A 12,900-nucleotide genomic window follows, 5' to 3' on the forward strand; every position below is an offset into this window, starting at 1 on the left:
CGGATTCGCCGCGTCAGGAAACGTCTGAAAGGCAGTACCCAGCATGGACAAGCGTTCTGGAAAGGCAGCCCTCTGGCTGCTTGTCATTCCCTATATCGGGCTCCTCTGGGTGCCGTTTTACAATTTCCGTGACCCGGTCCTGTTCGGGTTTCCGTTCTTCTACTGGTATCAGCTGCTCTGGGTGCCGATCACCGCTCTCCTGACCTACATCGCCTACCGGAGCGTTCGCCATGACGACTGATATCAATCCCACGGCGCTCGCCGTCTTCCTGTTTTTCTTCGCACTGGTCACCGTCATGGGCTTCGTGGCCTCTCGTTGGCGCAAGCCCGAGACGCTCGCCCATATCGACGAATGGGGCCTCGGCGGCCGCAATTTCGGCACCTGGATCACCTGGTTCCTGGTCGGCGGCGATTTCTACACCGCCTACACCATCATCGCCGTGCCGGCGCTGGTCTACGCCGTCGGCGCCTATGGCTTCTTTGCGCTGCCCTACACGATCGTCGTCTATCCCTTCGTCTTCATGGTCATGCCTGTTCTCTGGAAGCGCGCCAAGGATCATGGCTATGTCACGGCCGGCGACATCGTCCACGGCCAGTACGGCTCGCGTGCCCTGGAGTTGGCGGTGGCGATCACCGGTGTCATCGCCACCATGCCCTATATCGCGCTGCAGCTGGTCGGCATGACCGTCGTACTGAAGGCGCTCGGCCTGCACGGTGAACTGCCTCTCGCCATCGCCTTCATCATCCTCGCGGTCTACACCTACTCGTCCGGCCTTCGCGCCCCGGCGCTGATCGCCTTCGTCAAGGACATCATGATCTATATCGTGGTGATCGTCGCGGTCGCGGCCATTCCGATGAAGCTCGGCGGCTACGCCAGCGTCTTTGCCGCAGCCGACGCCGATTTCCAGGCGAAGGGATCGGGCAGCCTGCTGCTCGGCAGCAACCAGTATGTCGCCTATGCCAGCCTTGCGCTCGGCTCGGCGCTCGCCGCCTTCATGTATCCGCACACGCTGACCGGCATCTTCGCCTCCAACAGCGGCAACACGATCCGCAAGAACGCCGTGCTGCTGCCCGCCTACACCCTGCTGCTCGGCCTGCTGGCGCTGCTCGGCTACATGGCGCATGCCTCCCATCTGACGGTCTCCAGCCCGAACGAAGTGGTGCCGGCGCTGTTCCAGTCGCTGTTTCCGAGCTGGTTCACCGGCTTTGCCTTCGCCGCGATTGCCATCGGTGCTTTGGTGCCGGCCGCCGTCATGAGCATCGGCGCCGCCAACCTCTTCACCCGCAATTTCTGGAAGGCCTACGTCAATCCCGACGTCAGCCATGCGGGCGAGGCGCAGGTCGCCAAGATCGCCTCGCTGGTGGTCAAGGTCGGCGCGCTCTTGGTCATCCTGTTCCTGCCGACGCAGTTCGCCCTCGATCTGCAGCTGCTCGGCGGCATCTGGATCCTGCAGACCCTGCCGGCCCTCGTGTTCGGCCTCTACACGAACTGGTTCCGCGCGCAGGGCTTGCTCGCCGGCTGGTTCGTCGGCTTCTTCGGCGGCACCTATCTGGTCTGGATCAACGGCTGGAAGCCAATGCAGGCCATCGCCTTCGGCGGCGCGCCGGTCACGATCTATATCGGCCTGCTGGCCCTTGCGGCCAACATCGTCGTCGCTTCGGCGGTGAACGCTGTGACCAAGGGCAGGGCTGTCGCACAGGCGTGACGGATCGACCTTGGCCGTGGGCGGCAACGCCCGCGGCTCAGACTGCGGACAAACCCTGAAGAAGCTTGTTTGACGAGAGCGATACCCCACTCTCCCTCATCCTCGCCCTTGTGGCGGCGATCCAGCGGCACGACGTCTGTCGTGTCAAAAGACTCTTTCAGCTCAAGGACTTGAGCTGACTGGATCCCTGCAACAAGGGCGAGGATGAGGGGAGTTTGACAACCGCCTCAATTTCCCGAGTGACGTCCAGAGTTGTCGGATAAGGCCCTTGTAAGCCGTCTGGGCCGTGGTCTGCCCAGCAGTCCGGGCCGTGGGGGCAACGCTTGCTTTCTCCCGCTGCCAGCACACTACGGCTGCAGGAGACGGCTGTCGAAGGGATAGGATTTTATATCGACGATCCGGATTTCGTGGGCGCGGGGATGCTGCGGGTTGATGAGAATGTTGGCCGCCGCCGGCATGATTGCCGAGGGCACGCGGATCAGGCAGGCCTCGGCGCTCTGCAGGAGCTTGCTGCCTTTCGACCGGGTGCGATGGATGTCGTCGAAATCGTCCTGATCCATCGCAATGTCGACCAATGGCAGATCGTCGGGAGCTAAAATCCGCAACAGCTGGAAGGTCTCCGGAATCAGCTGGAGACTGACCTGCACGAGCGTCTCCAGCAACGCCGTCGAAGGGTGGTCGCAGCAATAGACGACAGCTGTGCCCATCTCGTGCCATCGGCCCGGCGCGACCAGCCCGCCGCGACCGGAGAGGTCCGCGTAGTTGGATATGCGCCAGAGGATCGTCATCAGACATAAATGCCGTAGTCTATCTGATACAGCGACGTCTCGACCAGACGGGCCCCGGTCTCCGATTCCAGCAGGTCGATCGGAGCGATCCCTTTCAGGGCGCGATTGGGATTGCGCAGCCAATGGTGGGCCTTGTCATGGTCGCCAAAAACCTTGTCTGCCAGCTCGCTGATGCGGAGAAGGCGCTGGGCGCTATCGTTTTCGGCAAGCGTCAGGGGCTCGCCTTTCTCGACGCGGCGTGCAAGCGTTCTGCGCGGCGCCACGAAACGATGGATCTCCTCCGTCGAGAAGCCATGCTCTCTGAGTTGACCGACTGCCTTCGCCTCGAATGATGGCCAGGCATTGTCGGTCACCATGACAAGGGCTGCCTGTGTCGACCGGCCGCCGGCTATCGGAAAACTGTCTGCCATGGGGATGCTCCGTGCCATTTGCCTCCCACCATACGCGCAAATGGCCAAATCTTCAATCGCCGCGTTTGGTCGCCGCCGGCCTCTTCCTTTTCCCCCGAAAACCGCTTATTAACCGCCGGCAATGACCCATTTTTGGCTGGCAGTAGCGATACGAATTATTGGCCCGGCCTTCCGCGCGCTTTAGCTGCCGGAAGGTCCGGGTTTTCGGCGCTCTGCCGAGCGCTCTCCGCCACCAAACATTTCCCGATTGGATGCGCCCGCCAGGGGCTGCAAGAGACGATTGTCAGCACAATGACCGATACGCCTGAAAAGATCGACTATTCGAAGACCCTCTACCTTCCCGAAACCGAGTTCCCGATGCGCGCAGGCCTGCCGCAGAAGGAGCCGGAAATGGCGGAGAAGTGGAAGCAGATGGGGCTCTACAAGCAGCTCCGTGCCTCCGCCGCCGGCCGCAAAAAATTCGTCCTGCATGACGGCCCTCCCTATGCCAACGGCAACATCCACATCGGCCATGCGCTGAACAAGGTGCTGAAGGACGTCATCACCCGCTCGTTCCAGATGCGCGGGCGCGATGCCAATTACGTGCCGGGCTGGGATTGCCACGGCCTGCCGATCGAATGGAAGATCGAGGAAAAATACCGCGAGAAGGGCAAGGACAAGAACGAGGTCCCGGTCAACGAATTCCGCAAGGAATGCCGCGAGTTCGCGCAAGGCTGGATCGACATCCAGTCGAACGAGTTCCGCCGCCTCGGCATCGAGGGCGATTTCGACCATCCGTACACGACGATGGCCTTCCATTCGGAAGCCCGCATCGCCGGCGAGCTCTTGAAGATCGCCAAGTCCGGCCAACTCTATCGCGGCTCCAAGCCGATCATGTGGTCGGTCGTCGAGCGCACGGCGCTGGCAGAGGCCGAGGTGGAGTATCAGGAGGTCGAGAGCGACACGATCTGGGTGAAGTTCCCTATCCGCTTTGTGACTAAAGCTATTGCAGCCAAACCAGGCAGCAAAGAGCTTGAGGAGCAAAATGAACGTGCGTACAGACTAGGCGCGCCTGTGTCTTCGGATATGGCAGGAGCCTCCGTCGTCATCTGGACTACTACTCCTTGGACGATCCCCGGCAACCGCGCGATCTCCTTCTCGTCGAAAATCGAGTACGGGCTTTATCAAGTCACTGACGCGGTCAACGACTTCGGTCCGCAGCCAGGTGAAAAACTAATTTTCGCCAACCGCCTCGCCGAAGATGCTGCGACCAAGGCGAAGCTGACCTTTAAACTGATCCGTGACGTCACTGGCACGGAGCTCGGCGCAATCACTTGCGCCCATCCGCTGAAGGATCTTGGCTACACCTTCGACGTCCCACTCCTCGACGGCGATCACGTCACCGATGACGCCGGTACCGGCTTTGTCCACACCGCTCCAAGCCACGGCCGCGAAGACTTCGAGGCTTGGATGTCGAATGCAAAACTGCTTCAAGATCGTGGGGTCGACACCAAAATCCCGTTCCCGGTCGACGATGCCGGCTTCTACACCGAGGATGCGCCCGGTTTCGATCCCTCCGCCGAAGGTGGCGCTGCCCGCGTGCTGGATGACAACGGCAAGAAGGGCGATGCCAACAAGCGCGTCATGGAGGCTTTGATCGCTGCCGGCAATCTCTTTGCCCGTGGCCGCATCAAGCATGAGTACCCGCATTCCTGGCGCTCCAAGAAGCCGGTCATCTTCCGCAATACGCCGCAGTGGTTCGTCTACATGGACAAGGAACTCGGCGATGGCACGACGCTGCGCACCCGTGCCCTCTCGGCCATCGACGACACCCGCTTCGTGCCGGCAGGCGGCCAGAACCGTTTGCGCGCCATGATCGAGCAGCGCCCGGATTGGGTACTCTCCCGTCAAAGAGCCTGGGGCGTGCCGATCTGCGTCTTTGCGGATGTCGATGGCAACGTGCTGCAGGACGACGAGGTCAACGCCCGCATCCTCGAAGCCTTCGAGAAGGAAGGTGCCGATGCCTGGTTTGCTGAAGGTGCCAAGGAACGCTTCCTCGGCAACGCTCATGATGGCGAGCGCTGGCAGATGGTGTCCGACATTCTCGACGTCTGGTTCGATAGCGGCTGCACCCACACCTTCACGCTGGAAGACCGTCCGGACCTGAAATGGCCGGCGGATGTCTATCTCGAAGGCTCAGACCAGCATCGCGGCTGGTTCCATTCGTCGCTGCTGGAAAGCTGCGCGACGCGCGGACGCGCGCCCTACGACGCCGTCGTCACCCATGGCTTCACCATGGCCGAAGACGGTCGCAAGATGTCGAAGTCGCTCGGCAACACGGTGACCCCACAGGAAATCATGGGCCAGTCCGGCGCCGATATCCTGCGCCTCTGGGTGATGAACACCGACTACTGGGAAGACCAGCGCCTCGGCAAGACGATCATCCAGACCAATATCGATGCCTACCGCAAGATCCGCAACACTATCCGCTGGATGCTGGGAACGCTTGCCCACGACCACGGCGACGACATCGCCTATGCCGATCTGCCGGAGCTGGAACAGCTGATGCTGAACCGCCTGTCCGAGCTCGATAAGGTCGTGCGCTCCGGCTACGACGAATTCGATTTCAAGCGGATCGTTCGCTCGCTGTCGGATTTCGCCAATGTCGAACTGTCGGCCTTCTATTTCGACATCCGCAAGGACGCGCTCTACTGCGACGCGCCGTCGAGCCAGAAGCGCCGCGCGGCCCTCTATGTCATCCGCAAGCTGTTCGATTGCCTCGTCCTCTGGTTCGCACCGATGATGCCCTTCACCACGGAAGAGGCATGGCTGTCGCGCGATCCGAACGCGGTATCGGTGCATCTCGAGCAGTTCCCGACGATCCCTTCGGAATGGGCAAACGAGCCCGTCGCCGAAAAGTGGAAAAAGGTCCGCACCGTCCGCCGCGCTGTCACCGGCGCGCTGGAGATCGAGCGCAAGGAAAAGCGCATCGGCGCCTCGCTGGAAGCAGCCCCGGTCGTCCACGTCGGCGATTCCGAACTTCTGGCGGCGCTGGATGGTCTCGATTTCGCGGAAATCTGCATCACCTCGAACATATCGGTCGTGGCCGGCGAGGGGCCTGCGGAGGCCTTCCGGCTGGAGGACGGCACCAAGGTCGCCGTCGAGCCGAAGCTCGCGGAAGGCACCAAGTGCGCCCGCTCCTGGCGCATCACCACCGATGTCGGGTCCGATCCGGCCTATCCGGACATTTCCGCCCGTGATGCGGCGGCCATGCGCGAGCTTGCCGCTATCGGCTGAAGAAATTTACCGGATGAATTGCGTTAACCGCGTTCATCCGGTAAAAGTGCCTGAAATTGGCCGGATTTTCGCGCGAAGGGGCGTAAGGATCATGGCGGGCGATAGATGCACCGGCGTGGCTGGGAAGGGTTTTCATGAAAGCGTTGCATAGGGTTCGTGTTGGCGTCTGCTTGGCTGCTTTGGTGGCGGGCTGCGGCGCGATGTCCGGCTGCATGAGCAGCCCGACCTACGGCACCGACAAGACCTCGGGCGAGCAGTTGTTCGACGATATCGCCGATATCGGCTCGCTTTCTGCCGCCACGCCCAAGGAAAACACCGTCAAGTACCCGCCGCGCCCAGGCCTCGTCGTTCCTCCGCCTGCCGGCCGCGAGACGCTCACTCAGCCGCAGCAGTCGCTGGCCTCGTCCAACAACCCGAACTGGGTGGAATCGCCGGAAGAAGCCCGCAAGCGCCTTGTTGCCGATGCCGATGCCAACAAGAATTCCGCGAATTACCGCTCGCCGCTGGTCTATTCCGACAGCCATGCGACACAGCAGACCCAGGCGCAGCAGACCGCCGCCTACCGCGAAGCCCGCAAGAATCAGGACGGCACCTATATCGACCAGCGCCGCTATCTGATCGATCCGCCGGCCCAGTACCGCCAGGTTGCCGATCCGGCCGCCCTCAACGATCTCGGCACGCCGGAATCGAAGAAGGAAAAGAAGCGCCTGAAGGATGCCGAGGCAGCCCAGCAGTCGAGCAGCTGGTGGAAGCCCTTCCAGTAAGAAGGGTGAGCTAGCCCTCGTCGACGCGTCGGGCTCGAAAGAAATCCTTGAGAATGTCGCTGGCCTCGCTTTCGGCCAGCGCCGAATAGACCTCCGGGCTGTGATGGCAGGTCGGCTGCGAAAAGAAGCGGACGCCGTTGTCCACAGCGCCGCCTTTCGGATCTTCGGCGCCGTAGTAGAGCCTGCGGATGCGCGCAAAAGAGATCGCCGCCGCACACATGGTGCAAGGCTCCAGCGTCACGTAGAGATCGGCCCCCATCAGGCGCTCGTTGCCGAGCGTCGCAGCGGCAAGGCGGATCGCCACCACTTCAGCATGGGCCGTTACATCATTGTCTTCCCGGGTGCGGTTGCCGGCCTTCGCAACCACGGCATTGTCGAAAACCACCACGGCGCCGATCGGCACTTCGCCACGAGCACCGGCGGCGCGGGCCTCGTCCAGCGCCAGCGCCATGAACTGATTTGTCTTCGCCATCAAGATTTTCCACTTAACCGAAGCGGCGTGACCTGATAGGACACGCCAAAGACCAATTTGGTCTAAAAACTCAGGCAAACATCAAATGACATTCAATGACAAGCCCAAGCGGCCTGGGTCCAAGCCCTTTCTTCGCGACAAGCCGATGCCGAAGCGCGAAGACACCAATGCCGCCAAACCCGCGCCGTCGAAGCTGACGAAGGCCAATATTCCCGATGACGCGGAGCGTATCTCCAAGGTGATGGCGCGCGTCGGCGTCGCCTCCCGTCGCGATATCGAGCGGATGATCATGGAAGGCCGCGTCAAGCTGAACGGCGTGCTGCTCGACAGCCCGGTGATCAACGTGACGCTGAACGACAAGATCGAAGTCGACGGCGTGCCGATCCGGGGCATCGAGCGTACCCGCCTGTGGCTCTATCACAAGCCGGCCGGCCTCGTGACGACCAATGCCGATCCGGAAGGCCGCGCCACCGTCTTCGACAACCTGCCGGACGACCTGCCGCGCGTCATGTCGATCGGCCGCCTCGACATCAACACCGAAGGCCTGCTGCTGCTCACCAACGACGGCGGCCTTGCCCGCGTGCTCGAACTGCCGACGACCGGCTGGCTGCGCCGCTACCGCGTCCGCGCCCATGGCGAGATCGACCAGGATGCGCTCGACAAGCTGAAGGACGGCATCGCCGTCGACGGCGTGCTCTACGGCTCCATCGAAGCGACGCTCGACAAGGTCCAGGGCTCCAACGTCTGGATCACAATGGGCCTGCGCGAAGGCAAGAACCGCGAAATCAAGAACGTGCTGGGCGCCCTCGGTCTCGAGGTCAACCGGCTGATCCGCATTTCCTACGGCCCGTTCCAGCTCGGCGACCTGCCAGAAACCCAGGCCGTCGAAGTGCGTGGACGCACGCTGCGCGACCAGCTCGGCCCGCGTCTCGTCGAGGACGCCAAGGCGAATTTCGACGCACCGATCTACAATGTCTCAGGTGGCGATGCCGCTGACGAGGACGATGCGCCCGCCGCCCGTCCGCAGCAGCGCGACGATTGGGTCAAGCGCGAAAAGTCCGCAGACAAGCGTGCGCCTGCCCGTGGTCATCTCGACACCAAGCGCGAAGACAGCAAGGGCGGTGCCCGTGGCAAGGACGACGATCGTCCGAAGCGCGCCCCCATGACGACGCCGCGCCGCAGCGCCAATGTCTGGATGGCGCCCGGCGCCCGTCCGCTTGGCGAAAAGGCGGCCGAAAAGGTCGCCAAGAACCTCGAGAAATACGGCCCGTCGACCCGCGGTCCCCGCGCTCGCCCCGGCTCGGACCGTCCCGATGAAGGTCCACGCGTTCGCGTCAGCCGCGTCAGCGACAGCGAAGGCGAGTGGATCCGCGCCACCGACGACAGCGATGACGGCAAGGGCAAGGGTGGTGGTTTCGGCCGCAAGAGCGCCGGCGGCGAACGCCCGGCACGCGGTGATCGTCCGCAGGGCGCAAAGTCTTTCGGTGACCGGCCGCCGCGTGGCGACAAGCCGTTTGGTGAACGCGCGCCGAGGGGCGACAAGCCTTTTGGTGACCGGCCACGGGGTCCGAGCCGTCCCCGTGCCGAGGGCGAAGATCGTCCCCGCACGAGCTCCTTCCGCAGCGACAGCCGCTCCGACGCCCCACGCGGCGACCGCCCACAGGGCGACCGGCCACCCCGCGGTGACCGTCCGCAGGGCGCAAGACCGCAAGGCGATCGCCCCTATACCGGCAGGCCGCGTGCCGAGGGCGAGGATCGTCCCCGCGCAAAGCCGTTCCGCTCCGACGCGCCCCGTGGTGACCGTCCAGTTCGCAGCGAGCGCCCGCAAGGCGACCGGCCCTATAGCGGCAGGCCTTCAGGCGATCGCGCACCGCGCGCCGACGGCGACCAGCGTTCCGAGCGTCCGGCCAGAAGCGAGCGGCCATCCGGCGAGCGCAGCTACGGCGACAAGCCGGCGGGTGCCAAGCCGGCCGGCCGTCCCTACACGGGCAAGCCAGCCGGCAAGTCCTTCGGCGGCAAGCCAGCGGGCAAGCCGGGTGCCAAAAGCTTTTCCGGCAAGCCACGCGACGGTGGCGGCAGCGGCCGTCCGGCAGGGGGTGCTCCGAGAGGCGGCCCTAGAGGCAAGAGGGGCTAACGGGCGGTGAGGATTGTCGGCGGAGAGTTTCGCGGTCGGTCTCTAGCCGTGCCCAAATCCAATGCGATCCGTCCGACGGCGGATCGCACGCGGGAAAGCCTGTTCAACATCCTGAGCCATGCCTATCCCGAAGCGATCGACGCCACCCGCATGATGGACCTCTTCGCCGGTACCGGCGCGGTCGGTCTCGAGGGCGCATCGCGGGGTTGCCGCCACGTGCTGTTCGTCGAAAGCAGCGTCGAGGGCAGGGGGCTGCTCTGGGAGAATATCGATGCGCTCGGCCTGCACGGCCGCACACGCATGCTCCGCCGCGACGCCACCGATCTCGGCGGCGTCGGTAATCTCGAACCTTTCGACTTCCTGTTCGCCGACCCGCCCTATGGCCAGGGCCTGGGCGAAAAGGCGTTCGCGGCAGCCGCCAAGGGTGGCTGGCTGGTGCCTGGCGCCCTTGCCATTCTGGAAGAGCGGGCCGACGTTGTCGTCAACGCACCCAGCGATTATGTCCTGCTCGAAGTACGCACCTTCGGCGACAGCAAGATGCATTTCTTCCACTATCAGCCGGCTTAGCGATGAGCGCGATGGTCAACCCAGATTTCCCGATCGTCTCGGAGCTTCCGCTCCGGACATCGACGTCGCCCTCCGTGGCGATCTCTTTCGGCGGCGGCGGCGCCCGCGGCCTTGCCCATATCCACATCATAGAAGCGCTCGATGAACTCGGCATACGGCCGGTCGCCATCTCCGGCTCGTCGATCGGCGCGATCATGGGCTCGGGCATGGCCGCCGGCATGACCGGCATCGAGATCCGTGATCATGCGCTCTCCAGCATCGGCAACAAGAAGGCCGTGGCCAACCGCATCTGGGGCCTGCGGCCGAAATCTGTGCGTGGCCTCAGGCTTGGTCAGTTCGATCTGGAACGGGTGCTGCGCGCCTTCCTGCCGCATCAAGTGCCGGACAACTTCGATGGCCTGCGCATCCCGATGAAGGTGATCGCAACCGATTACTATGGCCAGTCCGAGGTGGTGATCGAAAACGGCGATCTCATTCAGGCCCTGGCCGCGTCGGCCGCGATTCCGGCCGTCTTCATGCCGGTGCGGCTGAACGATCGCATCATGATCGACGGCGGCATCATCAACCCCGTGCCCTACGAGCATCTGATGGACCTGGCCGACATCGTCATCGGCGTCGATGTCGTGGGGGCTCCCGATGGCGACGGTACGCATGTGCCGAACCGCATGGAAAGCATTTTTGGCAGCGGCCAGTTGATGATGCAGACGGCGATTGCTCTGAAGCTGCGTCTGCGGCCGCCGCAGATCTTTCTCTGCCCGGCCGTCGGCCGCATCGGCGTCATGGATTTCCTGAAAGCCCGGGAAATCCTGGCGATGTCGGTGGGCGTCAAGGACGAGCTGAAATACGCCCTCGACGAAATCCTGACGGCCCGTGGCGCCTAGACACTCGCCGGTTCGGACAAGTCGTCGTTCTCGTCGACAACATCGACCGCACGCTTCGGCTTGATCAGCGGTTCCGGCTTGACCGGCTTTGAAAACAGCATGTCGGTGCCCGCCTGCGGTCCTTCCGTGGTCTGCAGCTCGAGCCGCTGCTCATCGCGCCTGCGGATGTCCTCCTGGATCGCCATGGCATCCGCTTCGCCGATCCCGAGTTCCTCAAGCGTCTTGCGGCCGAACAGCAGGCCCGATTCCAGTGTCTCGCGCAGTTCGTAGTCGACCCCCATCTTGCGCAGAGCAATCGAGTGGATACGGTCATAGCTGCGCACGAAAATCCGCGCATGCGAATATTCGGTCTGCACCAGTTCGACGATCTTGTCGGTAATCTCCCGCGTGTGGGTACAGATGACCACGATCTTGGCGCGGTCGATGCCGGCCGAGCGCAGCACGTCCTTGCGGCTGCCGTCGCCGAAGTAGATACGGAAGCCGAAGGAGGAGGCCTGGCGGATACGGTCGGCGGAGAAGTCGATGACAGTCACGTCGCGGCCGCCGGCAAGCAGGATCTGCGCGGCGATCTGACCGAAACGCGAGAAGCCGATCATCAGCACGTCGGCCCCGGCACCCTCGAAATTCTCGTCGATCTCCTCATGGGCCTCGCCGGTGAGCAGTCGCTTCGACAGCGCCACGGCAAGCGGCGTCAGGGCCATCGACAGCGTGACGACCGCGATCAGCAGCGAGGCGATGCTGTCCGACAGAAGGCCGCCGGTCGAGGCGGCGGTGCTGAACAGCACGAAGCCGAATTCGCCGCCCTGGGGCAGCAGGAAGGCGATACGGATGGCATCGTTGTGGGCAGAGCCGGACAGGCGGCAGATGGCGTAGATGACCAGACCCTTGATCACCATCAGCACCGGCACCGCCATCAGAATGAACAGCGCGTTGTCGTAGATCACCTGCAGCTGCAGCGACAGACCGACTGCAATGAAGAAAATGGCGAGCAGCACGCCGCGGAACGGCTCGATATCCGCTTCGAGCTCATGCCGGTAGGAGGATTCCGCCAGCATCACGCCGGAGAGAAAGGCACCCATCGCCATCGATAGCCCCGCCATCTGCATCAGCGTCGCCGAACCGAGCACCACGAACAGCGCGGCCGCAATCATTGCCTCGCGGGCACCGGTGCGGGCGATGACCTGGAAAAGCGGTGTCAGCAGGTAGCGGCCGACGACGATCATGGCGGCCACGGCGCTGACGGCAATCGCAAGATCGGCAAGCGGATTGGCGTCATCCTTGGGGCCGTCGAGGATGGTGATGAGCGCCAGCAGTGGCACGATGGCCAGATCCTGAAACAGCAGCATCGAGAAGGAGCGCTGGCCGTATCGTGTGTTGAGGTCGCCCTGGTCGTCGAGGATCTGCATCGAAAAGGCGGTCGAGGACAGCGCCAGGCCGAAGCCAGCGATCAGGCTGCCACGCCAATCGACCATGCCGGTGATCCAGGCTGCATAGGTGAGCGCCATACCGGTGAGGATGACCTGTGCGCTACCCAGGCCGAAGATGTCCTTGCGCATCTGCCACAGGCGGGTCGGTTTCAACTCGAGGCCAATGATGAACAGCAGGAAGACGACGCCGAGCTCGGCCACCCCGAGCACGGCTTCGCCGTCGCCGATGCCATGCAGCACCGGGCCGATGACAACGCCGGCGGCGAGGTAGCCAAGCACCGTACCCAATCCGAGCTTCTTGAAGATCGGGGCGGTGACGACGGCGCCGCCAAGCAATAGTAGCGTTTCCGTGAAGAAGGCATTGGGGGCTGACATGGTCTGTATCTTTCCGCAGGCAGGCAGTGCATATGCAGTCGAGCCCAAGAATCGACATGCTCGGCCTTGATGCTTTTGAGTGTGCACAATAAATGGAAGG

At 63.3% G+C, this 12,900-nt stretch carries 10 protein-coding genes and 1 pseudogene; 7 read left to right on the forward strand and 4 right to left on the reverse strand.

The genetic code is table 11. The annotated features are described in order from the left end of the window. The first annotated feature begins 43 nt into the window (after positions 1-43). Together VH564_RS01260 and mctP are read left to right on the forward strand one after the other, a co-directional pair. Complete coding sequence (locus VH564_RS01260; protein ID WP_423338017.1) at positions 44-241, forward strand: DUF3311 domain-containing protein; 198 nt, start codon at positions 44-46, stop codon at positions 239-241. Continuing rightward, positions 231-1,706 carry a monocarboxylate uptake permease MctP gene (mctP, locus tag VH564_RS01265; RefSeq protein WP_423338018.1) on the forward strand — a complete coding sequence of 492 codons (1,476 nt, stop codon included), beginning with the start codon at positions 231-233 and terminating at the stop codon, positions 1,704-1,706. The genes VH564_RS01260 and mctP overlap by 11 nt, the downstream gene beginning before the upstream one ends. Positions 1,707-2,053: 347 nt before the next feature. On the opposite strand, the gene VH564_RS01270 is transcribed toward mctP, so the two are convergent. Next, a complete protein-coding gene (locus tag VH564_RS01270; RefSeq protein WP_423338019.1) occupies positions 2,054-2,494 on the reverse strand; it encodes an RES family NAD+ phosphorylase in 441 nt (146 codons plus the stop codon). Next, positions 2,494-2,904: an antitoxin Xre/MbcA/ParS toxin-binding domain-containing protein gene (locus VH564_RS01275; protein ID WP_423338020.1), complete on the reverse strand. Its 411-nt coding sequence runs from the start codon at positions 2,902-2,904 to the stop codon at positions 2,494-2,496. The genes VH564_RS01270 and VH564_RS01275 overlap by 1 nt, the downstream gene beginning before the upstream one ends. Before the next feature lie 390 nt (positions 2,905-3,294). Here VH564_RS01275 and ileS point away from each other — a divergent pair, with 390 nt between their 5' ends. Next, positions 3,295-6,180, forward strand: a complete 2,886-nt coding sequence (gene ileS, locus VH564_RS01280; RefSeq protein ID WP_423338702.1) for an isoleucine--tRNA ligase — start codon at positions 3,295-3,297, stop codon at positions 6,178-6,180. A gap of 134 nt (positions 6,181-6,314) precedes the next feature. Continuing rightward, a complete protein-coding gene (locus VH564_RS01285; RefSeq protein WP_423338021.1) occupies positions 6,315-6,944 on the forward strand; it encodes a hypothetical protein in 630 nt (209 codons plus the stop codon). Between the two features lie 10 nt (positions 6,945-6,954). On the opposite strand, the gene VH564_RS01290 is transcribed toward VH564_RS01285, so the two are convergent. Continuing rightward, the gene (locus VH564_RS01290) at positions 6,955-7,416 is read right to left on the reverse strand and encodes a nucleoside deaminase (protein ID WP_423338022.1); all 462 of its coding nucleotides are present in this window, start codon (positions 7,414-7,416) and stop codon (positions 6,955-6,957) included. An 85-nt stretch (positions 7,417-7,501) separates the two neighbouring features. On the opposite strand from VH564_RS01290, the pseudogene VH564_RS01295 reads away from it, so the two are divergent. From VH564_RS01295 to VH564_RS01305, 3 genes and pseudogenes are all read left to right on the forward strand, one after another. After that, positions 7,502-9,573, forward strand: a pseudogene (locus VH564_RS01295) (pseudouridine synthase); the annotation flags it as partial. Further along, a complete protein-coding gene (gene rsmD, locus VH564_RS01300; protein ID WP_423338023.1) occupies positions 9,557-10,117 on the forward strand; it encodes a 16S rRNA (guanine(966)-N(2))-methyltransferase RsmD in 561 nt (186 codons plus the stop codon). The pseudogene VH564_RS01295 and the gene rsmD, both read left to right, overlap by 17 nt. An 11-nt stretch (positions 10,118-10,128) precedes the next feature. After that, a complete protein-coding gene (locus VH564_RS01305; protein ID WP_423338703.1) occupies positions 10,129-10,998 on the forward strand; it encodes a patatin-like phospholipase family protein in 870 nt (289 codons plus the stop codon). Here the strand turns inward: VH564_RS01305 and VH564_RS01310 are convergent. Continuing rightward, entirely contained in the window at positions 10,995-12,800 is a 1,806-nt protein-coding gene (locus VH564_RS01310) for a monovalent cation:proton antiporter-2 (CPA2) family protein (protein WP_423338024.1), read from the reverse strand. The genes VH564_RS01305 and VH564_RS01310 overlap by 4 nt on opposite strands. Positions 12,801-12,900 lie beyond the last annotated feature (100 nt).

Source organism: Rhizobium sp. HT1-10 (genome assembly GCF_049472505.1).
In the GTDB taxonomy this organism is placed as follows: Bacteria; Pseudomonadota; Alphaproteobacteria; order Rhizobiales; family Rhizobiaceae; genus Rhizobium.

Excerpts from the sequence above, each read along its gene's own strand:
- ileS (WP_423338702.1), top strand. The coding sequence starts at position 3,295 with ATGGCGGAGAAGTGGAAGCAGATGGGGCTCTACAAGCAGCTCCGTGCC.
- VH564_RS01260 (WP_423338017.1), top strand. The coding sequence starts at position 44 with ATGGACAAGCGTTCTGGAAAGGCAGCCCTCTGGCTGCTTGTCATTCCC.
- VH564_RS01270 (WP_423338019.1), bottom strand. The coding sequence starts at position 2,494 with ATGACGATCCTCTGGCGCATATCCAACTACGCGGACCTCTCCGGTCGC.
- mctP (WP_423338018.1), top strand. The coding sequence starts at position 231 with ATGACGACTGATATCAATCCCACGGCGCTCGCCGTCTTCCTGTTTTTC.
- VH564_RS01285 (WP_423338021.1), top strand. The coding sequence starts at position 6,315 with ATGAAAGCGTTGCATAGGGTTCGTGTTGGCGTCTGCTTGGCTGCTTTG.
- VH564_RS01310 (WP_423338024.1), bottom strand. The coding sequence starts at position 12,800 with ATGTCAGCCCCCAATGCCTTCTTCACGGAAACGCTACTATTGCTTGGC.
- VH564_RS01290 (WP_423338022.1), bottom strand. The coding sequence starts at position 7,416 with ATGGCGAAGACAAATCAGTTCATGGCGCTGGCGCTGGACGAGGCCCGC.
- VH564_RS01275 (WP_423338020.1), bottom strand. The coding sequence starts at position 2,904 with ATGGCAGACAGTTTTCCGATAGCCGGCGGCCGGTCGACACAGGCAGCC.
- VH564_RS01305 (WP_423338703.1), top strand. The coding sequence starts at position 10,129 with ATGGTCAACCCAGATTTCCCGATCGTCTCGGAGCTTCCGCTCCGGACA.